General features: G+C 51.9%; 21 protein-coding genes. 7 read left to right on the top strand and 14 right to left on the bottom strand.

Going from position 1 to position 21,615, the window contains the following annotated elements; all coding sequences use genetic code 11:
* Position 1 precedes the first annotated feature (1 nt).
* Positions 2–1,411 (bottom strand): PTS fructose transporter subunit IIC, encoded by a 1,410-nt coding sequence (locus tag OGV98_RS21175; protein ID WP_071593166.1) that lies wholly within the window; start codon positions 1,409–1,411, stop codon positions 2–4.
* Positions 1,412–1,591: 180 nt separating this feature from the next.
* Here OGV98_RS21175 and OGV98_RS21170 point away from each other — a divergent pair, with 180 nt between their 5' ends.
* Entirely contained in the window at positions 1,592–2,251 is a 660-nt protein-coding gene (locus tag OGV98_RS21170; RefSeq protein ID WP_003844915.1) for a MurR/RpiR family transcriptional regulator, read from the top strand.
* A 4-nt stretch (positions 2,252–2,255) separates the two neighbouring features.
* On the opposite strand, the gene OGV98_RS21165 is transcribed toward OGV98_RS21170, so the two are convergent.
* The 4 genes from OGV98_RS21165 to treR all read right to left on the bottom strand — a co-directional run bounded on the left by OGV98_RS21165 (position 2,256) and on the right by treR (position 7,385).
* Positions 2,256–2,999 carry an oligogalacturonate-specific porin KdgM family protein gene (locus OGV98_RS21165; protein WP_003839593.1) on the bottom strand — a complete coding sequence of 248 codons (744 nt, stop codon included), beginning with the start codon at positions 2,997–2,999 and terminating at the stop codon, positions 2,256–2,258.
* Positions 3,000–3,160: 161 nt separating this feature from the next.
* Positions 3,161–4,813, bottom strand: a complete 1,653-nt coding sequence (gene treC, locus OGV98_RS21160) for an alpha,alpha-phosphotrehalase (protein WP_202580826.1) — start codon at positions 4,811–4,813, stop codon at positions 3,161–3,163.
* Positions 4,814–4,862: 49 nt separating this feature from the next.
* Complete coding sequence (gene treB, locus OGV98_RS21155; protein WP_049002378.1) at positions 4,863–6,281, bottom strand: PTS trehalose transporter subunit IIBC; 1,419 nt, start codon at positions 6,279–6,281, stop codon at positions 4,863–4,865.
* A 156-nt stretch (positions 6,282–6,437) separates the two neighbouring features.
* On the bottom strand, positions 6,438–7,385 hold the full coding sequence (gene treR / locus OGV98_RS21150) for a trehalose operon repressor TreR (RefSeq protein ID WP_049002379.1): 948 nt from the start codon (positions 7,383–7,385) through the stop codon (positions 6,438–6,440).
* 11 nt (positions 7,386–7,396) lie between these two features.
* Between treR and mgtL the strand changes: the two genes are divergently transcribed.
* The 5 genes from mgtL to OGV98_RS21130 all read left to right on the top strand — a co-directional run bounded on the left by mgtL (position 7,397) and on the right by OGV98_RS21130 (position 13,728).
* The gene (mgtL, locus tag OGV98_RS23565; RefSeq protein ID WP_099975506.1) at positions 7,397–7,630 is read left to right on the top strand and encodes a mgtA regulatory leader peptide MgtL; all 234 of its coding nucleotides are present in this window, start codon (positions 7,397–7,399) and stop codon (positions 7,628–7,630) included.
* Between the two features lie 144 nt (positions 7,631–7,774).
* Positions 7,775–10,483, top strand: coding sequence for a magnesium-translocating P-type ATPase (gene mgtA, locus OGV98_RS21145; RefSeq protein ID WP_202580825.1), 2,709 nt, complete (start codon positions 7,775–7,777; stop codon positions 10,481–10,483).
* 378 nt (positions 10,484–10,861) lie between these two features.
* Positions 10,862–11,839 carry a TRAP transporter substrate-binding protein gene (locus OGV98_RS21140; protein WP_003839604.1) on the top strand — a complete coding sequence of 326 codons (978 nt, stop codon included), beginning with the start codon at positions 10,862–10,864 and terminating at the stop codon, positions 11,837–11,839.
* A gap of 62 nt (positions 11,840–11,901) precedes the next feature.
* Positions 11,902–12,411: a TRAP transporter small permease gene (locus OGV98_RS21135; protein ID WP_048216913.1), complete on the top strand. Its 510-nt coding sequence runs from the start codon at positions 11,902–11,904 to the stop codon at positions 12,409–12,411.
* A 30-nt stretch (positions 12,412–12,441) separates the two neighbouring features.
* Positions 12,442–13,728 (top strand): TRAP transporter large permease, encoded by a 1,287-nt coding sequence (locus tag OGV98_RS21130; RefSeq protein WP_003839607.1) that lies wholly within the window; start codon positions 12,442–12,444, stop codon positions 13,726–13,728.
* A gap of 91 nt (positions 13,729–13,819) precedes the next feature.
* Here OGV98_RS21130 and ridA read toward each other — a convergent pair whose 3' ends face one another.
* The 4 genes from ridA to pyrL form a co-directional block, all read right to left on the bottom strand.
* Positions 13,820–14,206 carry a 2-iminobutanoate/2-iminopropanoate deaminase gene (gene ridA / locus OGV98_RS21125; protein ID WP_000047544.1) on the bottom strand — a complete coding sequence of 129 codons (387 nt, stop codon included), beginning with the start codon at positions 14,204–14,206 and terminating at the stop codon, positions 13,820–13,822.
* A gap of 199 nt (positions 14,207–14,405) precedes the next feature.
* Positions 14,406–14,867, bottom strand: a complete 462-nt coding sequence (pyrI, locus tag OGV98_RS21120) for an aspartate carbamoyltransferase regulatory subunit (protein ID WP_003025816.1) — start codon at positions 14,865–14,867, stop codon at positions 14,406–14,408.
* A 13-nt stretch (positions 14,868–14,880) separates the two neighbouring features.
* Complete coding sequence (pyrB, locus tag OGV98_RS21115) at positions 14,881–15,816, bottom strand: aspartate carbamoyltransferase (protein ID WP_202580824.1); 936 nt, start codon at positions 15,814–15,816, stop codon at positions 14,881–14,883.
* Positions 15,817–15,852: 36 nt separating this feature from the next.
* Positions 15,853–15,954, bottom strand: coding sequence for a pyr operon leader peptide (gene pyrL, locus OGV98_RS21110; RefSeq protein WP_003025819.1), 102 nt, complete (start codon positions 15,952–15,954; stop codon positions 15,853–15,855).
* Here pyrL and OGV98_RS21105 point away from each other — a divergent pair.
* Positions 15,934–16,056, top strand: coding sequence for a hypothetical protein (locus OGV98_RS21105; RefSeq protein ID WP_085951582.1), 123 nt, complete (start codon positions 15,934–15,936; stop codon positions 16,054–16,056). The genes pyrL and OGV98_RS21105 overlap by 21 nt on opposite strands.
* Here OGV98_RS21105 and OGV98_RS21100 read toward each other — a convergent pair.
* The 5 genes from OGV98_RS21100 to arcA form a co-directional block, all read right to left on the bottom strand.
* On the bottom strand, positions 16,053–16,532 hold the full coding sequence (locus OGV98_RS21100) for an arginine repressor (RefSeq protein ID WP_003839609.1): 480 nt from the start codon (positions 16,530–16,532) through the stop codon (positions 16,053–16,055). The genes OGV98_RS21105 and OGV98_RS21100 overlap by 4 nt on opposite strands.
* A 144-nt stretch (positions 16,533–16,676) precedes the next feature.
* Positions 16,677–18,080 carry a YfcC family protein gene (locus OGV98_RS21095; RefSeq protein WP_210943322.1) on the bottom strand — a complete coding sequence of 468 codons (1,404 nt, stop codon included), beginning with the start codon at positions 18,078–18,080 and terminating at the stop codon, positions 16,677–16,679.
* Positions 18,081–18,135: 55 nt separating this feature from the next.
* Positions 18,136–19,140, bottom strand: a complete 1,005-nt coding sequence (argF, locus tag OGV98_RS21090) for an ornithine carbamoyltransferase (RefSeq protein WP_003025826.1) — start codon at positions 19,138–19,140, stop codon at positions 18,136–18,138.
* 57 nt (positions 19,141–19,197) lie between these two features.
* Entirely contained in the window at positions 19,198–20,130 is a 933-nt protein-coding gene (gene arcC, locus OGV98_RS21085; RefSeq protein ID WP_088902785.1) for a carbamate kinase, read from the bottom strand.
* A gap of 9 nt (positions 20,131–20,139) precedes the next feature.
* Positions 20,140–21,360 (bottom strand): arginine deiminase, encoded by a 1,221-nt coding sequence (arcA, locus tag OGV98_RS21080; protein ID WP_202581346.1) that lies wholly within the window; start codon positions 21,358–21,360, stop codon positions 20,140–20,142.
* Positions 21,361–21,615 lie beyond the last annotated feature (255 nt).

Genomic DNA, 21,615 nt, shown 5'->3' with positions numbered 1-21,615 from the left:
TTTACTTTCCTGAATTTGTTGCCAGTTTCGGGCTGAAGAAAAGTACGCCCAACGCGCACACCAGAGAGCCTGCGAAAACGCTTACCAGATAGCCGGTGACGTTGGTGGCGAGCGGCCATCCCCAAACGGCAGGTAGCGGTAAGGATTGTTTGACACCTAACGTTGTGGCGATGAATGCGCCAGACATTGCGCCGACCATAAAGACGGGGATCAGACGCGGGTTTTTTAGAATAAAGGGGATCGCGCCTTCGGAAATGCCAATGAATCCCAGCAGTAGTGAGGTACTACCGATAGTTTTTTCTTCATTATTGAACACATCAGGAAGACCGAAGCGGTTATTGAGCAATGCAGCAATGCCGACGCCGATTGAAGGGATGACGATAGCCAGTTCTCTGGCTGTTAAATCGAAGGTATCGCTCACGCCGTTAAGTCCCAGCGCCACCGACCCCGCAGCTTTGTTAATTGGCCCGCCGAGGTCGAAAGCGGTACCTGCTGCGATCATCAGCGAGTAAAAGCTGCGCCCGGATTCTCCGGCGGAAGTAAAAAAGGCCACCATCGCCTGATTCAGCGCGCCAAAAATGGGGTTAATCAGATACTGCATCACAATAACCAGTGTAATACCGGTACACAGCGGCACGATCAGCATGGTTTTTATGGTGGTGATTTGCTGACGTACTTTTATTGTATCGTTGAGCCATTGCACCAGATGACCGACAAAAAAGCCGATGGCGATTGCGCCAAAGAATCCCGAGGGCATAAAACCTTCGAGATTAAAAAAGCGCTTGTAGACTTCGTCAGACATAATTCCGCCGATAAGACCAGGTATCAGTGCGGGTTTCCCGGCAATTGAAAAGGCGAGGTACATGGCAAATACCGGGTACATAAACTTGATGACCATAAAGCCCAGTTTATCCAGCACCTCGAACGGCGTTCCGGCGATGGGAATAAATTGCCCGGTTATTTTCGCCACCGCCATAAGTAATCCACCGAGAACGACAACAGGCAGCATATAGCTGATTGCTGCCATAATATGGCCAATAAATATCTGCCATGCGGAACGATGCTCTTCGGGTTCGTCAGTTATTTGGGTGGAGCCTTTGCTCAAGGCTAGCGCCTGGCGAATATAGCGCTCGGTATTCTTAATCAGTTCTTGGGTACGAATTTTAAGATGTAGCGTGTTTGCGAATCGTTCAGCATCCTGTATAGGAACGTCCGTTGCCAGTATGACAGCGTCAGCGCTGGCGATATCTTGCCGGGAAAGCTTATTTTTGACCCCATCGCTTCCTTGTGTTTCTACCTTAACGTCAAAGCCATTTTCTTTCGCCCAGGTGACAATTTTGTTGGCCGCCATAAATGTATGGGCGATACCTGTAGGGCACGCCGTTACTGCAACAATTTTTAGTTTTGTCATTGTAAAATCTCTAAAAATAGGACTGCGGAAATTATAAAGAGAAATAAAAGAACCATTAAACGTTTGGTGATACTAATTGCGTATGGGCATACCTGTATCCTGATAGTGTGATTCGCATTGCAGTGTCAGGTATAAGATACGAGTATGATTATTCTATCTTTAGTTAAAGAGTGCTGTTTTATGAATTCTTTTCAAGGTAGTGAAAGATTAATATTCGAATATATACAGTGCCATGCACATGAAATTTCTGATATTTCCGCTAAAGTGATTGCGACCGAGACCTTCACGACGACGACGTCGGTGAATCGGGTGTGTAAGAAAATGGGGTATCAGAGTTATACCGAACTGCGTTATAAATTTTCACGAGACAGACGTGTTGCCGAACCGGTAAAATATAGTGTTGGCAACGAAAAAACAGAAGTAATTATACAATTATGTAACCTGCTGAGTAATTCAAGTCATATATTTTTATATTCACGTGGTGCATCGCTGACCAGTTTGAATTACCTTTCTCGCTTTCTTTCACTGGCGAGTTTACCCCATTTAATTCTCAATGATATTCATCAGCTTACTCGGGTCTCGCGAGGAACGCTGGTGCTGATCAGTAAATCGGGAGAAACCGCTTCTTTAGTTGAGATGGCAAGAAATGCTTTGCGAAAAGGGCTAAAAATAATTGCGATTACCAGGAGAGAATCGTCGTTAGCGGCGCTGGCTACGCTGTGTTGGCCCCTGGACATTGATATCGATGCGATTTCCTTGTACCAACGGGAAGGTCAACTGGAGTTGTTGACCGTTGTTGACCGCATCGGTTGCTATTTGTTGCAACACGATGCGGCGTAAAACATCAGAGTTGCTTAACGATACCCAGACGCACGGCGTAATCATTTTCATGATTTCCGTGGTCATTGATGTAGGTTTTATCAAGAGACACTAGCTCAACATACGGGGTCCAGCCATCGTCCAGTTTATAATTGAACGCCACGGTATGCTCCCAATACGTATCATCACCCGTTCCCTGGTCGACACCATCCTGCCAGCGGAAGCGGGGATTATAAGACATGCCAAACTTGCCGATATTATAGGCAAACCAGATATCGAACTGGTGAGATTGACGGCGAGTGTAACCGCTGCCGTCTAATTCTCTGTCACTGTGTGAGTCATTTACGGTGTTATAGCGATAACGTGCGGAGAGATTAAGTCCATTATCAAAAGACTTCCATCCCTGAATAAAGGGACGGTAATGCGTGTTGCTGGTGGTAAATACAGTAACCATCCCCGGCGCAATTGCATAACCATCGCCTAAATCAAAACGCCAGCGTGTTTCTATTTCTTGAGCGGCTTCAGTGACACCTTTATCATCGGGGTCGTTACGATCGGTATCGCCAAAAAATGTGTCATTGTGATTTTGTGCAGCCTCAACGGAAAAATAAAATCCATTATCGGCCTGGTGCATGACTTTAATACGTGAGTCATTAACGTCAGAGTTGGTGTTATGACCAAAGCGTAAATCAACAGCAGTATTTCCACACCATCCCTGGCTGCTAATCAGTAATGCTGAAAGAGAACATGTTCTAATAAGATTTTTCATAATATCCTGCCGGGTTATATAATAAGAGGCAGGGGTATTTTTGTTTTATTCTCCAGCGCTTGTAAATTTTATCATGGTACATTTCAGGTATCGCTATACGTCACTCCTGAATTGAATAATAAAAGATACGGATAAAGATGCTTATCCGTATCTTTGCGGCGTTACTTCTGCAACCACCAGACGGCCTCAAAAGGACGCAGTGTCATGTCCCCAGGTTGGCTGGCGACCTCGGCATAGTTGTGCATCAGCACCTGCCAGTTTCCATCAGCCTGGGCTGGTTGCCAGTTCTGGAAGGTATCGCTCAGATTAGCAATGACCAGCAGCCGCTGCCCTTGCCACTCGCGTTGGTAACACCACAGATGTGGGCTGTCCGGTAACAGATCCTGATAGTCGCCCCAGGTAATAACTGGCTCCACTTTGCGCAATGCGATCAGTTTCTGATAGGTGTAGAACACCGAGTCGGCATCGCTCAGCGCTGCCGCCACGTTGATCTCCGCCGCGTTGTCACACAGATTGATCCATGGCTCGCCCTCGGTAAAGCCCGCGTGTTGGCTGGCATCCCACTGCATCGGCGTGCGGCTGTTATCGCGGGATTTACTGGCGAGGATCGCCAGCAGGTCGTCGGCATCTCGCCCCTGACCGTTCAGTTCGGCAAACATGTTATGGCTTTCCACATCGCGATAATCAGTAATCTGGCTGAAGTGCGGATTGGTCATGCCGATCTCTTCACCCTGGTAGATATAGGGCGTGCCCTGCATGCCATGCAGCACCATCGCCAGCATTTTGGCCGACGGAATGCGGTATTTACCTTCATCGCCAAAACGCGACACGATGCGCGGCTGATCGTGGTTACACCAGAACAGCGCGTTCCAGGCCTGATTGTGCATGCCCTGCTGCCAGTGACGGAACAGGGTTTTCAGCGCGACATAATCGGGTTTGGCTAATGTCCACTTCTCACCGTTGGGGTAATCCACTTTCAGGTGGTGAAAGTTAAAGGTCATCGACAGTTCGCTGCCATCGAGCGCGGCGTACTGCTGGCAGTTTTCCAGTGTGGTGGAAGACATCTCGCCCACCGTCATCAGGCCGCGTGGCGTGAAGACGTCGCGGTTCATCTCGCGTAAAAACGCATGCGCGCGCGGACCATCGGTATAAAAACGCCGCCCATCGCCGTCGGGATCGTTCGGGAAGTCCTGATCTTTAGAGATAAGATTCACCACGTCGAGGCGCAATCCGTCCACGCCGCGATCTGCCCAGAACTCACAGACTTTTTTTAGCTCGGCGCGTACCGCCGGATTTTCCCAGTTCAGATCGGCCTGCTCCGGAGCAAAGAGGTGCAGATAGTACTGCTCGCTTTCGGCGTGCCAGCCCCAGGCGTTACCGCCAAATTTGGAACGCCAGTTATTCGGCGGGCTGTCTGGCGTGCCGTCGCGCCAGAGATAAAACTGACGATACGGGCTGTCTTTATCCAGCGCTTCACGAAACCAGGCGTGCTGGGTTGAGGTGTGGTTAAACACCATATCGAGAATAATACGGATGCCGCGCGCTTTCGCCTGCGCCACCAGTTCGTCAAAATCTTCCAGCGTACCGTAGGCCGGATCGACAGACAGGTAATCCGCGACGTCGTAGCCGTTATCAACCTGCGGCGAAATATAGAACGGCGTCAGCCAGATGGCATCAACGCCCAGTTTTTGCAGATAGTCGAGGCGCTGCGTCACGCCGCGTAAATCGCCGGTGCCGCTGCCGGTAGTGTCCTGAAAACTCTTGGGGTAAACCTGATAGATAACGCCGTTTTGCCACCAGTGGGGAATATTCATGGTTGTTTCCTGGAAATACGCTGGGGCGCAACTGCGCCCCGAAGAAAAGTTAGATAATTTGTAATGTGCCCAGACGGTATTTACGCTGGTAAACAAATGAGGTCAGTATCATTGGGATAACAATCGCAATGACCATCGCCATGCCAAATACCTGCCAATAAGTCGGCTGGATGGAGAGGATGCCCGGCAAACCGCCGACGCCAATCCCGTTTGCCAGCACACCGTTCAGGCCGCACAGCAGTCCGGCGAGACCGGAGCCGATCATCGCGCACAGCATCGGGAAGCGGTATTTCAGGTTGATCCCGTACATTGCTGGTTCAGTTACTCCAAGATAAGCAGAGATCGCGGCAGGAACGGAGATTTCACGTTCGTTGTGCTTGCGACTGGAGATAATGATCCCGACCACCGCAGAAGCCTGAGCGATATTCGACAGTGCGATCAGTGGCCATACCGGCGTGCCGCCCATGCTCTGAATCATCTGCATGTCGATAGCCAGCGTGGTCTGATGCACACCGGTGATCACCAGTGGGGCGTACAGGAAGCCGAACAGAGCCGCGCCAATCGGAGCAAAACTGCCGGTCAGCAGATGGCGGACCGCAAACGCGACACCGTCGCCGATCATGCGGCCAAACGGACCGATAAAGGCGTGCGCAAGGAATACCGCAAGGATCAGCGAACACACCGGGACGATCACCAGATACAGGTAATCCGGCACGATGCGCTTCATGCGTGTTTCAATAAACCCGAGCGCCAGCCCGGCCAACAATGCCGGAATGACCTGCGCCTGGTAGCCCACTTTCTCAATGCTGAACAGGCCGAAGTTCCACACTTCCGGTACCTGCTGACCGAGCAAATAAGCGTTCATTAACTGCGGTGAAACCAGGGTTACGCCCAGCACAATACCGAGGATCGGCGTACCGCCCATTTTCTTCACCGCCGACCAGCAGATTCCGACCGGCAAATAGAAGAAGATCGCCTCGCCAATCAGCCACAGGAAGTCGTAAAGGGTTTTCAGCGAAGGATGCATCTGCGCCAGCGTCTGACCATTGCTCATCGGCAGATCGCCGATCACGTTACGGAAACCTAAGATCAAGCCGCCGCTAATCAGCGCGGGCAGCAGCGGGAAGAAGATCTCCGCAAAATGAGAAATCAGCTGTTCATGCCATTTCATATTCTGCCGCGCCGCTTTTTTCGCCTGCTCTTTGTCGGCGCTGGCTTGTCCGGTAGTCGCCAGCAGTGCTTTGTAGTAATCACCTACCTCGGTGCCAATCACCACCTGAAATTGCCCGGCGTTGGTGAAGCAGCCTTTGACCATCGGCAACTGTTCGATATCTTTCGGCCTGGCGTTCGCAGGCTGATTCAGCACAAAACGCAGGCGAGTAATGCAGTGACTTACCGTGGCGATATTGTCGCGCCCGCCTACCAGCTCAATCAGCCGGTCGATGTCTGCTTGTTTTATTTTGCTCATGATGACGTGTGTTCCCTGTAGGCCGGATAAGACGCGTTAGGTCGCCATCCGGCAACTCTCGCGTTGTTGGCGCCAGAGTATATCGTCGATGAATATTTAAAAATGGGAACGTTCCCGAAACGCAGCGAAGATCACAAATTAACGCTCAGAAAGCGGTCAGGAGAGGGTGGAAGGAATAATGATTTGTCGTGGTTCGCTGCGGCCGTTGATCTGCTCGATCAGCTGCGAGGCCGCTTGTCGCCCGGCTTCGGCGTATCCTGGGTCGACGGTGATAATTTCCGGATGGAGGAATTTCATCAGCGGCGTGCTGCCCACGCTCGCCAATTGCAGGTTCTCTATTCGCTGCTCCTGTAGATATTTACTGACCCCAAGGGCGAGGGTGTCTGTCGCGCAGACTAATGCGGTGGTTTCCGGGGTGATGACACTGGCGGCCTGCTCATAGCCCTGCTTCATGGCCAGACCCGGCAGCGCGGCAACCGGATGCAGTTTGTGTTTCTTACAGAATGCCAGATAAGCTTCATGGCGGCGCTTACCGGTGGTCACGTCGCTATGAGGAACGCCAAGAAAGCTAATATGGCGATGCTCGCGTTCGTATAAACGCTGCATCAGGGTGCGAATGGCACCCTCATCGTCATAGCAGACGGAGGCAATGCCTTTGGCATCTCTTGCCAGCAGCACCAGCGAATCTTGCCAGGTGGTGAGCATGGATTCAGTAATGCCGGTAAAACCAAACAGCACCACGCCGTCAATGTTGCGGCGTCGGAGCATGCCGAGATGTTCTTCAACCAGCTCAGGAGAGAACTGGCTTTCCATCATGATCGGGTCGTAACCCTGCTCATAAAAGGCGGGCAGCATGGTCTGCACGGCGAGATTTTCCGAAAGTGAGTCCAGACGCGTGACGATAATCGCCACTACCTTGTCGCTTTGCCCACGCATGGCGCGTGCGGAGCGGGAAGGGGAAAAACCGTGCTGATTCATCACCGCTTCAACGCGTTCGCGGGTGCGTTCACTCACGCCGCTTTCATTGTTGAGCACACGGGAAACGGTTGATTTTCCCACACCGCTTAAGCGGGCGATGTCTTTAATGGTCAGCCGATTTTGCATCCTGTTTTCCCATGTTGCGTGTGAAGTTATGCCAAATAGAGAATAACTTTACTCAAGCGCAGTGCAATGGGCAAAGTCTGGTATACATTTGGTTTAGTTTCCGTGCTGTATCATACCGCCATAATTGCCACAAACCTTATGGTTTTCTGCGTATAATCCGCAGCGCAAATCTTTCACTTACCGGAGGCTATATGGATCCCGATCCCACCCCTCTCCCGAGACGGAGAAACAACCCTTTCCGGTAAGCCTGTCTTTCACTGTCTTACCGGATGCGTAAGACAGTGACGTTCTGACGTCCCTGTTACGATTTTGAGATTGCCATCAGGCAAGGATTTGCCACGCCTGAAGGATTTACTGCGCCTGTTAAGACTGGCGCAGGGGGACTGCCTATGTTCAAAAATATTACCCGCCAGCTATTTGCCCGGCTAAACCGCCATCTACCGCATCGTCTGGTGCATCGCGATCCGCTACCCAATGCGCAGACCGTTGCCAGCACGCCGATCCCACCCTCGCTGAGCGAACATTGCCTGAAAATGGCGCTGATGGACGAAGCAGCGCTGTGGAAAACGTTCGGCGCGCACCCAGAGGGGTTGAACGCCGCAGAAGTCGAGAACGCTCGCGAAATCCATGGCGAAAACCAGTTGCCGGCGCAGAAGCCGTCGCCCTGGTGGGTGCATCTGTGGGTCTGCTACCGCAACCCGTTTAATATTCTGCTGACCATCCTTGGTGCTATTTCCTATGCCACTGAGGATCTGTTCGCTGCCGGCGTCATCGCGCTGATGGTTGTCATCTCGACGCTGCTGAATTTTGTGCAGGAGGCGCGCTCCACCAAAGCGGCGGATGCGTTGAAAGCGATGGTCAGCAACACCGCCACGGTGCTGCGCGTTATCAACGAGAAAGGGGAGAACGGTTGGGTTGAACTGCCGATCGATCAGTTGGTTCCTGGCGATATTATCAAACTGGCGGCAGGGGATATGATCCCGGCCGATCTGCGCGTGGTTCAGGCACGTGACCTGTTCGTGGCTCAGGCTTCGCTGACCGGTGAATCGCTGCCGGTAGAAAAAGTTGCAACCAGCCGCGACCCGCAGCAAAGCAACCCGCTGGAATGCGATACCCTGTGCTTTATGGGCACCAATGTGGTGAGCGGCACGGCACAGGCCATCGTGATTGCGACTGGGGCCAATACCTGGTTCGGGCAACTGGCGGGCCGCGTCAGCGAGCAGGAAAGCGAGCAGAATGCCTTCCAGAAAGGAATCAGCCGCGTCAGCATGCTGCTGATCCGCTTTATGCTGGTGATGGCGCCGATTGTGCTTATCATTAATGGCTACACCAAAGGTGACTGGTGGGAAGCGGCGCTGTTTGCGCTGTCTGTGGCGGTGGGACTGACTCCAGAAATGCTGCCGATGATCGTCACCTCGACGCTGGCGCGTGGGGCGGTGAAGCTGTCAAAACAAAAGGTCATCGTTAAACACCTCGACGCTATCCAGAACTTTGGCGCGATGGATATTCTGTGCACCGATAAAACCGGCACTCTGACACAAGATAAAATAGTGCTGGAGAATCATACTGATATATCTGGAAAGCCCAGCGAACACGTCCTGCATTCTGCGTGGCTGAACAGCCACTACCAGACCGGGCTGAAGAATCTGCTGGATACGGCAGTGCTGGAAGGCGTGGACGAAGAATCCGCCCGCCGGCTCTCTACCCGCTGGCAAAAAATCGATGAGATCCCGTTTGATTTCGAACGTCGCCGCATGTCGGTGGTGGTGGCAGAAGAAACCGATGTGCACCAGTTGGTCTGTAAAGGGGCACTACAGGAGATCCTCAGCGTGTGTACCCAGGTGCGCCACAATGGTGAGATTGTTCCGTTAGATGACAACATGCTGCGTCGGGTGAAACGCGTCACGGACACGCTGAACCGCCAGGGGCTGCGCGTGGTGGCGGTGGCGACGAAATACCTGCCAGCGCGTGAAGGTGATTACCAGCGTATTGACGAATCCGATCTGATCCTCGAAGGCTATATCGCGTTCCTCGATCCGCCGAAAGAGACCACCGCACCGGCGCTTAAGGCGCTGAAAGCCAGCGGTATTACGGTGAAAATTCTGACGGGCGATAGCGAGCTGGTGGCGGCGAAAGTGTGTCATGAAGTGGGGCTGGATGCGGGCGATGTGGTGATCGGCAGCAGCATTGAGGGGTTAAGCGATGACGAACTGGCAACGCTTGCTCAGCGCACCACGCTGTTTGCCCGCCTGACACCAATGCACAAGGAGCGTATTGTCACGCTGCTCAAGCGCGAAGGTCATGTGGTCGGCTTTATGGGGGATGGCATTAACGACGCCCCGGCGCTGCGCGCGGCGGACATTGGTATCTCCGTTGACGGCGCGGTTGATATTGCCCGTGAAGCGGCTGATATCATCCTGCTGGAAAAGAGCCTGATGGTGCTGGAAGAAGGGGTAATCGAAGGACGCCGTACCTTCTCTAACATGCTGAAGTACATCAAAATGACGGCCAGTTCTAACTTCGGTAATGTGTTTAGCGTGCTGGTGGCGAGCGCCTTCTTACCGTTCCTGCCGATGTTGCCGTTGCACTTACTGATTCAGAACCTGCTGTACGATGTATCCCAGGTGGCGATTCCGTTTGATAACGTTGATGAAGAGCAGATCAAAAAGCCGCAGCGCTGGAATCCCGCCGAGTTGGGCCGCTTTATGATCTTCTTTGGACCGATCAGCTCGATCTTTGACATTCTGACTTTCTGCCTGATGTGGTTCGTCTTCCATGCCAATACACCTGAACATCAGACATTGTTCCAGTCTGGCTGGTTTGTGGTGGGCCTGCTGTCGCAAACGCTGATTGTGCATATGATCCGTACCCGTCGCGTGCCGTTCATCCAAAGCCGCGCCGCATGGCCGCTGATGCTGATGACGCTGGTGGTAATGGTGGTGGGCATTGCATTACCGTTCTCGCCGCTGGCCAGCTATCTGCAATTGCAGGCGCTGCCGCTGAGCTACTTCCCGTGGCTGATTGCAATTCTGGCGGGTTACATGACATTAACCCAGCTTGTGAAAGGTTTTTATAGCCGCCGCTACGGCTGGCAGTAATCCTCAACTTCTCTTCTGCAGGATGGTGTTAATACCATCCTGCATTTCTCTTTTTCATTCGAAAGATATTCTCCCGAAATATTGGTGTTTTATTTTTATTGAAATGCTAACGCGGGTTGTTAGTATCAAATCGCCTTCCTTGCGTTGTTTTTTTATCAATAAAACGATCTGTATTGCAAAAATGAAACAGTGTGCTAAAAATTTTAAGCGTCTGCTATTTTTTGTGAACGTAGTCATCGAAATAAATTGTTACACCAGTTAGTCTGCGCAGGTAACGTCGTTAAGAAAGTTTCTCGCTGCCCGTTTTTAATTCCGGCAGTCATTTGCTCTGCAAGCTATTCCTGTTAATGGATATTATGAACTTCTGGAGAAGGACAAATGAAACTGACAAAAAACCTGTTAAGTCTGTGTATTGGCGCGTCTGTATTACTGGCGAGTCATGCAACGCTGGCACAAACCTTTCGCGCCGCAGATGTGCATCCGGCTGATTACCCGAACGTTGTTGCCGTGAAACATATGGGGGAAAAACTTAGCGCCGCCACTGAAGGTCGTCTGGAGATTAAAACCTTTCCCGGTGGTGTGTTAGGCGACGAAAAACAGATGATTGAGCAGGCACAATTAGGCGCTATCGATATTATTCGTGTCTCAATGACGCCAGTCGCCGCTATTCTCCCTGAAATTAACGTGTTTACCCTGCCATATATTTTCCGTGATGAAGACCATCTGCATAAGGTTCTCGACGGCATGATTGGTCAGGAGATTGGCGACCGCCTGACGGCCAACGCCAAATCGCGGCTGGTGTTCCTCGGCTGGATGGATGCCGGAACGCGTAACCTGATCACCAAAAATCCGGTGGTGAAACCGGAAGATTTACACGGTATGAAAATCCGTGTTCAAGGGAGTCCGATAGCGCTGGATACCCTGAAGGCGATGGGCGCTAACTCCGTTGTCATGGGCGTTAGTGAAGTATTTAGCGGCATGCAGACCGGCGTTATTGATGGCACGGAAAATAACCCGCCAACGTTTGTTGCGCATAACTATTTGCCGGTCGTGAAAAACTATACCTGGAGCAAACACTTTATTATTCCTGAGCTTTTTCTGTTCTCGAAAGCCAAATGGGATAAGTTAAAAAAAGAAGACCAGGACCTCATTATTAAACTCGCCAAAGAAGCACAGGTAGAGCAACGAAAACTTTGGCAGGATTATAATGCAAAATCGCTGGAGACCATGAAAGCCAACGGCGTTCAGTTCCACGATATTGATACGGACTATTTCTATAAAGCCACGCAGTCAGTGCGGGATAATTACGGTAAAGACCACCAGGATTTGATCAAACGAATTCAGGATGTGAAGTAATTCATCAGGTGGAGGATATCAACCCTCCGCCTGAATCTTTTGATTAATTCGAGGTGATGATTATGGGTGAATGCTATTCATCGGTAATGGATTTTCTTTATCGGGTGTCAATGTGGATTGCCGGTATCGCATTATTAGTCATGGTCGCCATTATCCCCATTGGTATATTCGCGCGTTATGTTCTGAATAACGCCCTGTCATGGCCTGAACCCGTCGCTATTCTGTGTATGGTGACATTCACCTTTATTGGCGCGGCGGTGAGCTATCGTGCAGGCTCGCATATCGCGGTAAGCATGGTGATTGACCGTCTGGGTGATGCTTCCCGCCGTTATTGCTCTGTAATCGCTGACGTTATGTTAGTGGCGATAAGCCTTTTTATCCTCTGGTACGGAACCAATCTCTGTCTTGAGCTGTGGGAACAGCCCGTGGCCGAATTCCCACTTTTAAGTGCCGGGCAAAACTACCTTCCATTGCCGATTGGCTCTGCCATAACGCTGCTGTTTATCGCAGAAAAGATTTTCCGTGGTCCGCAGTACCAACGTCCCGTTGTCATGCTGGGATCGACCAGCTAGTTACCGCCCCCATTTCAGAAAGGAAAGCAGATGGATGCATTTATTCTCGTCTTTACGCTCGGCATTATGCTGGCAATTGGGGTACCGGTAGCGTATGCGGTTGGCATTAGCGCCATCATTGGCGCCTGGTACATTGATATTCCGCTGGAAGCGGTGATGATCCAACTGACCAGCGGGGTGAATAAGTTCTCCCTGCTGGCGATCCCGTTCTTTATTCTGGCCGGGGCTATTATGGCCGAAGGGGGAATTGCGCGGCGACTGGTGAACTTTGCCTATATTTTTGTTGGCTTTATTCGCGGCGGACTGTCGCTGGTAAATATCGTCGCCTCGACCTTTTTTGGCGCAATTTCAGGATCGTCGGTGGCTGATACCGCTTCTATCGGTTCAGTGATGATCCCGGAGATGGACAAAAAAGGCTACCCGCGCGACTTTGCCGCGGCGGTAACCGCCAGCGGCTCGGTGCAGGCGATCCTCACGCCGCCCAGCCATAACTCGGTTATCTACTCGCTGGCAACGGGCGGGACGGTGTCGATTGCCGCGCTGTTCATCGCCGGGATCCTGCCGGGCCTGTTGCTGAGCTTTAGCCTGATGGTGATGTGCGTGGCTTTTGCCCATAAACGCGGTTATCCAAAAGGGGAGCGCGTACCGTTTCGCCAGGCGCTGAAGATTTTCGTCGATACGCTGTGGGGATTAATGACGGTGGTGATCATCATGGGCGGCATCCTGTCAGGTATCTTTACCGCGACGGAATCCGCGGCGATTGCCTGTCTGTGGGCCTTCTTTGTCACCATGTTTATCTATCGTGACTATAAATGGTCTGAACTGCCGAAGCTGATGTTCCGCACGGTGAAGACGGTCACTATCGTGATGATCCTGATAGGCTTTGCCGCCGCGTTTGGGGCCGTTATGACCTATATGCAGTTGCCGATGCGGATTACCGAAGCCTTCACCAGCATCTCGGATAACAAATATGTCATCCTGATGTGCATTAACATCATGCTGCTGCTGATCGGTACGCTGATGGACATGGCGCCGCTGATCCTGATCCTGACGCCAGTGCTACTACCGGTGACCAACGCGCTCGGCATTGATCCGGTTCATTTTGGTATGATCATGCTGGTGAACTTAGGGATCGGCCTGATTACGCCGCCGGTGGGGTCGGTGCTGTTTGTGGCCAGTGCGGTGAGTAAGCAGAAAATAGAGCAGGTGGTAAAGGCGATGCTGCCGTTCTACCTCGTGCTATTCCTGGTGCTGATGCTCGTGACATACATTCCGGCGATTTCACTGTTCCTGCCGAAATTGTTTGGCGTGATGTGATAAATGCCCGGTGGCGCTCACGCTTACCGGGCCTACAAACTATGCTTGCGTAGGCCGGATAAGACGAAGCCGCCATCCGGCACAAGGAGACTTAGCGACGAACGGCGATCGCTTCAATCTCGATTTTCACGTCTTTCGGCAGACGGGCAACTTCTACGCAAGAACGCGCCGGGAAGGTCGCGTTGTGCTCGGTGAAGAATGCTTCGTAGGTCGCGTTTACGGTGGCGAAATCGTTCAGGTCTTTAACGAAAACGGTCGTTTTTACGATGTCACCCACTTTCAGGCCTGCTGCTTCAACGATAGCTTTTACGTTTTCCAGCGACTGACGTGCCTGAGCGGATACGTCTTCCGCTACGGCACCGGTTTTCGGATCGACCGGGATCTGACCGGAAGTGATTACCATGCTACCCAGGTCAACGCCCTGAACGTATGGGCCGATTGCTGCTGGTGCATTTTCCGTCGCGATAGTCTTGCTCATGATTTCTCCTGAATTACAGCGGTAGTAGAATGTTCCCGCCCATTATACACGTCATCCTTCACACTGCCTCTTCGTTGGCTACGTCCTCTTACCCTGGTCACATAGTTTACTATGCTCCCAGTGATAATCGGACTTGCCGCCTCGATGCATTGCGAATGCTTATGTGTAACGGGAGACGGGATTTCATAACCAACCCCAATTAGTTGGCCAGCACCACATAATGCGAAAACTCTTTTTCACAGTATTTGCATTTGAGTGCGATGTCATCAGCGCGTTTTTTCACTGCAAAACTGGAAGAAACCGGCTCAGCATGACTGATGCAGTTGCTGTTCGGGCAAACCAGCACGTTATCGATACGCTCAGGCAGGCTCGGACGTGATTTACCCACCACGTCGTAATCGTCAATGCGGTTTACCGTTGCCTGCGGGGCGTACAGGGAGAGTTGGTTTACCTGCTCGTCGGTCAGGAACGTGTTTTCGATTTTAATCAGATCCTTACGGCCCATCTCGCCAGACGGCAGGTTCAGACCGATGGTGATACGTTGGTCGGTTTCCGTCAGTTTGAACAGCGTCAGCAGCTTAAAACCAACCTGTGCGGGAATGTGGTCAATCACAGTGCCACGTTTGATGGCTTCAACCTGCAGTTTGTTATCGTGTGTCATCTTTTTTTCTCCCTTACAGTGCCAGTTCGCTATTCAGTACCAGTGCCAGTAACGCCTGGCGGGCGAAGATGCCGTTGCCAGCCTGTTGGAAATACCAGGCGTACGGCGTCTTATCGACGTCGGTGGTGATTTCATCGATGCGCGGCAGCGGATGCAGCACCTTCATGTTCGCTCTGGCGCCGTTCAAATCGCTGGCGCGCAGAACAAACTGTGCTTTCACGTTGGCGTATTCGGACGGGTCCAGACGCTCTTTTTGTACGCGGGTCATGTAGAGGATATCGACCTCCGCCATCACCTCTTCGATAGTGCCGTGCAGGCTCCAGGCGATACCTTTTTCGTTCAACATATCCAGAATGTATTGCGGCATGGCCAGTGCGTCCGGGGCGATGAAGTAGAAACGGTTACCTTCGAACTTCGCCAGCGCCTGGGTCAGGGAGTGGACGGTACGGCCATATTTCAGGTCACCCACCATGGCGATGTGCAGATTGTCCAGGCGACCCTGAGTTTCCTGAATGGTAAACAGGTCCAGCAGCGTTTGGGTGGGATGTTGGTTGGAGCCGTCGCCTGCGTTCAGTACCGGAACGTTACCGGAGAACTCTGTAGCCAGACGTGCGGCGCCTTCCTGCGGATGACGCATGACGATGGCGTCGACATAGGTGCTGATGACGGAAATGGTATCGGCCAGGGTTTCGCCTTTTTTGCCCAGCGACGTGTTGCTGCTGTCAGAAAAACCCACCACGCTGGCGCCCAGGCGGTGCATGGAGGTTTCAAAGGATAAACGGGTGCGGGTTGACGCTTCAAAGAAGCAGCTGGCGATAACCTTATGCTTTAACAGCTCCGGCTGTGGGTTAGCTTTTAATTTCGCCGCCGTCGCGAGGACCAGATTGAGGTCATCGCGGCTGAGGTCGTTTATGGAAATGATGTGTTTTTGATAGAGCGGGTTAGCCATGTTTATCTCCTGACGCCTGGGCAAAAAAAAAGCCCCTCAATTGAGGGGCTCGGAATGGGTGATCAACGGAAAGAAAAACGGCAGGCCAGCGTCCTTTTTCAGACGCGGTAAGACAAAATGTCGTACACACTGAACCATACATCCTCCCGGCAAATTGTCCGCGATTATACTCAGCTCCGTTATGGGATCAAGCGGAAAATGCACAATTTATTCACCGCAAACGGTTCTTATGAATTTTAATTCATTTTAAATAGATAGTTAATCTGCTTGTGCACCAGCCCCGTTCGCTGCACAACTCGCGGCGCAACCCAGACAATACTGCTGCCAGCGATGACACCCAGAATCTCTGGTAACGCGTGGTAATCGAGGATTCTGGCAACGGCACGGCCATAACCTGCCGCCGTGTGGATGAGGATAAATTCGCTATTGTGCTCAACGCTGACCACCATTTCAGCAATCGATCGGGCAGCATCAGGAGCGGGGCGCGACTGCGGATTTACAGAATAAATTTTTTGCCCTTTTGTATTTCTTATTTTTATAGCCCCGAGCAGTTTCAGCAGACGGGATACCGTTGACTGGCTAATTCCGGTAAAACCATGGTGTTGGAGATCGCGGCGAAGCGCTTCCTGAGAAAGGTAGCTTTTTTCGCTAATCAGGCGCTGACAAATCGCCAATTGTTTCTGCTCCTTGGTCGAGTAATCATCGAATTCCTTCATAAATACACCCTAAGTTTATCATTTGTATCAATGTGATGGCGAAATTCACCACATTTGCAGTATCAATAACGGCTCAAACGGGCGGTTGCGCAGAAAAACGAGAGTGCGCTCAAAAAAGCCGTCGGGATCCGACGGCTAAAAGGGCTACAACATCGCGCCGATACTCAGGACGGCCATGTTCAGTAACGTCAAAATGAGCAGGAGCGGGGCGACCCATTTCAGGTAGCGCACGTAAGGAACACGGGCGATGGCTAACCCACCCATCACGACGGCTGAGGTGGGTGTAATCAGATTCACAATGCCGGAAGCGGATTGATACGCGGTGACGACCAGATCCCTCTGTACATGCGCGAAGTCGGCCAGCGGGGCCATAATGGGCATCGTGAGCACCGCCAGGCCAGACGAGGAAGGGACCAGGAAGGAGAGCAATACTTCCAGCCAGTAGGTTACATTGATGAAAATGGTGGTGGACAGACCGGAGACTAAATTTTCGGCGCTGTGCAAAATAGTGTGGGTGATCATGCCGTTGTCCATCACCACGACGATACCGCGTGCAATGCCGATAATCAGCGCCACGCCAAGCAGATCCCGCGCACCGTCAATGAAGGTACTGGTGAAGGCTTCTTCACTCATGCGGGCAATCACGCCGACGATAATGGCAGAACCCAGAAAGACTGCGGATATTTCTGCCATCCACCATCCGAGTACCGCGACGCCATAAATCATTACCGCAAAGGCGGCGGCGAATATCAGCAGGATCCACTTACGCGTGGCTGTGAATTCAAGATTGGTATTGCCGCGATTGCCGAGAAAATGCGCACGGTTTTCCTCCATTTTATCCGCCACAATCGACAACTCCGGGTGATTGCGGACTTTGCGCGCATAACGCATGACCCACACCACACAGATAACATAGCCGACGACCAGCAGCAGAATGCGCATCAGCATTCCCTGGGTGAAGGGGATCCCGGCGGCGTTAGCCGCGATAACCGTTGCGAAAGGGTTGATTGTCGAGCCGAGTGTGCCAATGCCCGCGCCGAGCAGAACGGTGGCGGCGGCAACCAACGGATCAAAGCGTGCGGCCATCATGACCGGAACCAGCAATGTGTAGAATGGGAGTGATTCCTCCGCCATCCCGTAAATCGTACCTCCGGCGGCGAAAAGCCCCATTAGAATGGGGATCATCCACTCCTCTTTACCGTTCAACCTGACCGTCACGCGCTCGATACCTGCGTCGATGGCGCCTGTTTTGTTTACTACGCCAAGAAACCCACCAATAATCAGGACAAACAACGCCACATCAATTGCGCCTGCGGTATAGGTTTCGTGGTTGTAAAGACCGTCAATCGGGGCCAGCAGTACAGCGGTAAAACCTTGCGGGTGCGCCTCTGTGGGGGCATAAGTACCGGCAACTGGCACTTCTTTGCCCAGAGTAGCATTCATCGCCATCTGGTATTTCCCTGCCGGGACTATCCAGGTCATAAACGCGACGAGTGCAATGAGAATAAACAGGATGGTATATGCGCTGGGAAATTTGAATTTGCCCATGATGTTCTCCGGATAGCTTGGGCATATGCCGTCAGGCGACATACGCCCGCTGGGGTTAGTCGCCGAGGGTCGCTACCATTACCGCTTTAATGGTATGCATCCGGTTCTCTGCTTCGTCGAAGACGATGGAATGAGCTGACTCAAAAACCTCTTCCGTGACTTCAAGCCCTTTCAGGCCGTAGGCCATTTCGATTTCACGTCCAACCTTTGTGTGCTCGTTATGGAAGGCGGGCAGACAGTGCATAAATTTCACATTGGGGTTACCGGTTGCGTTGATGACCCGCTGATTAATTTGATAGGGCGTCATCAGGCTAACGCGTTCTGCCCAGGCTTCTTTGGGTTCGCCCATAGAGACCCAGACATCGGTGTAGAGGAAATCGACGTCGTATACGCCTTCCTCAACATCCTCTGTGAGCGTAATGCGTGCGCCAGTCACGCTGGCAATTTCACGGCATTCGGCAACCAGTGCCTCGTCAGGCCAGAAGGATTTAGGTGCGACCAGACGAATATCCATCCCCATTTTCGCTGCGCCAACCATCAGCGAATTACCCATGTTATTGCGGGCGTCACCGAGATAAGCGAAACTCAGTTCCGGCAAGGTTTTACCCGGGGCGTGTTCCAGCATGGTCATCAGATCCGCGAGGATTTGGGTGGGGTGAAATTCATTTGTCAGTCCATTCCAAACAGGAACTCCGGCAAATTGCCCCAGTTCCTCCACAATGTCCTGGCCGTATCCGCGATATTCAATGCCGTCGTACATGCGGCCTAGCACGCGGGCAGTATCTTTCATTGATTCTTTATGGCCGATCTGCGATCCACTTGGGCCGAGATAGGTCACCTGTGCGCCTTGATCGAAAGCGCCGACTTCAAAGGCACAGCGGGTACGGGTTGAGGTTTTTTCGAAGATCAGCGCGATATTTTTACCGACCAGCGTCTGTCTTTCGCGCCCGGCCTTTTTTGCCGTTTTTAACTCGATAGCCAGATCGATCAGGTACTGGATTTCCGTCGGGGTGTAGTCCAGCAGTTTGAGAAAATTGCGATTTTTCAGGTTAACAGTCATGAAAATGTCCTTATGTAGGCCGGATAAGGCGAAGCCGTCATCCGGCAAAAAAAAGTCCTACGCGTTAGCGTCGGTGGTTTCGAGACGAATTAGCGTGCCTTTGTCGCCGGCGAGAATGGCTGAGCCGTCGGCCAGTGAACCGATGCCAGCAATCCCACGACAGTGAGAGACGAATTCCGCACAGGCGGTGACTTTGGGGCCCATTGAACCGGCGTCGAATTGCATTTCACCGAGCAGTTCCGGGGTGACCTGGGACAGTGGGCGCTGGGTAGGTTTGCCCCAGTCGAGGTACACGGCATCAGCATCGGTGAGGATCAGCAACGCATCGGCATGGAGTTGGCGGGCGAGTAGGGCGGCGGAGAGATCCTTGTCGATCACCGCTTCAATGCCGTGGTAGCCATCGGCTTTTTCCACCACCGGTACGCCGCCTCCGCCGTTGCAAATCACCAGATGATCGCGGGCGATCAATGTGCGAATGGCATCACTTTCAACGATACGTTTGGGTTGTGGAGAGGGCACAACGCGGCGGAACGCTTTGCCATCGGCTTTGAAAATCCAGCCCTTTTCCGCGTGTAGCGTTTTAGCCTGAGCGTCGTCGTAAATCGGTCCGATATATTTGGTCGGATTGCTGAAGGCTGGATCGTGGGCATCGACTTCAACCTGAGTCAGCAGCACACTAATTTCACGCTGTGGAAGCTGGTTTTTCAGCGCCTGTTGCAGCATATAGCCAATCATTCCCTGACTTTCCGCGCCGAGAATGTCGAGCGGATAGGGGGTGACGCTGGCATACGCACTGTTTTGCAACGCCAAAAGTCCAACCTGCGGGCCATTGCCGTGCACCAGAATCACGCGCCATTGCTGTGTGAGCTGAGCGATAGTCTTTGCCGCCAGCTCAATGTTCTTGCGCTGGATGTCAGCTTCCAGCGGCTCGCCGCGTTTGAGCAGCGCATTGCCGCCCAACGCCACAACCAGAGTAGGTTTGTTTTCCATGACTTTTCCTTAAATACCGTCGCGTTCCAGTGGGCAGCTCATACAGCGTGCGCCGCCGCGTCCGCGTCCAAGTTCGTCGCCAGGAATGGGTAAAACGGTGATGCCCGCTTTGTCGTATTTCTCGTTGGTCCAGATGTTGCGCTCGTAGCCCACGACCACACCGGGGCGTAGCGTCAGGACGTTGTTGGCGTCATTCCACTGTTCGCGTTCAGCTTCGAAGGCGTCGCCCCCGGTGGTTATCAGCGTGATTTGGTCGAGGCCCAGCGCTTTTTCGAGGGCATGTACCAGAGTACTTTCCTGGGTGCGTTTCAAGCCGCCGCGCCCGTCTGGCGTCAGGGTCCAGCACTGGACATCCGGGCGTACCACTTCCGGGTAGACGGAGAAGGTATCGATATCAATGTGGGTCATGACGGTATCGAGGTGCATACAGGAGCGATGTTTCGGCAGTTCAACCGCGATGACGCGTTCAGCCTGGCGATGCTTAAACAGCGACTGGGCAAGGAATTCAATGCCCTGCGGCGTGGTGCGTTCCGACATACCGATGAGTACCGCGCCGCGACCAATGACCAGCACATCTCCACCTTCTAATGTGGCGTGGTCGTAATTAATATTTTCATCGCCGAAATATTTAATAAATTCACCATCAGCAAATTGAGGGTGCCAACGGTAGATCGCCCGCAGGTTATTGGTTTCTCTTTGTCGCGCGGTTTTTGCCATTGGGTTAATTGACACACCGTTATATATCCAGCATGAGGTGTCGCGGGTAAATAAGTGGTTTGGTAATGGCTTCATAATAAAGTCATTAATATCGTGAGTATCGACCACCATATTTTTGATTGAGGCAGGAATTTCTCCGTAGGTTAGCCCACCGCTTAAATGCCGGGCGAGTTCCCGATGCTGCATATCTGCAAGCCAGGCGCGAATATCCGTGGCGAAAGCGGGGCCAAGGCGATAATCAGAGATTTGTGTCTCCAGCAACCAGTCTTTGGCATCTTGGACATCTAAGGTTTGTGTCAATAAATCAGTGAGTAACAGAATCTCAATCCCTTGCTGACGTAACGTGTTGGCGAAAATGTCATGCTCTTCTCCTGCACGTTCTACCGAAAGAACATCATCAAAAAGCAGTTCCTGGCAATTTGATGGCGTCAGCCTTTTTAAGCTGAGATTAGGGCGATGTAGCATTACGCTACGTAATTGACCGATTTCAGACCCGACATAATGCTTTTCCATCATTATTCCTTTAATACTATTTTAAAAAATAAAGAGGATGTGCCTGCAAATAATATTTATTGCAGTCATGACTTTTCAGCTGATTTCGGAATCTATATTTAGATCTTATTTGATGAGGAAACGTGATTTATTTCACAGTCAGGTCGATATTTGCCTTTTGATGTTTAATTTATGATATGGCTCGGAGAATTAATAAAATAAAAATATGAATAATTGAATTACTACGCGGGAATATGTCTTGTTATTTATCGGTGT

Origin of the sequence: Citrobacter sp. Cf136 (genome assembly GCF_030333815.1) — a bacterium.
In the GTDB taxonomy this organism is placed as follows: domain Bacteria; phylum Pseudomonadota; class Gammaproteobacteria; order Enterobacterales; family Enterobacteriaceae; genus Citrobacter; species Citrobacter freundii.
The sequence above is the reverse complement of the archived record's forward strand: the minus strand, read 5'-3'. Positions and strand labels throughout refer to the sequence as shown.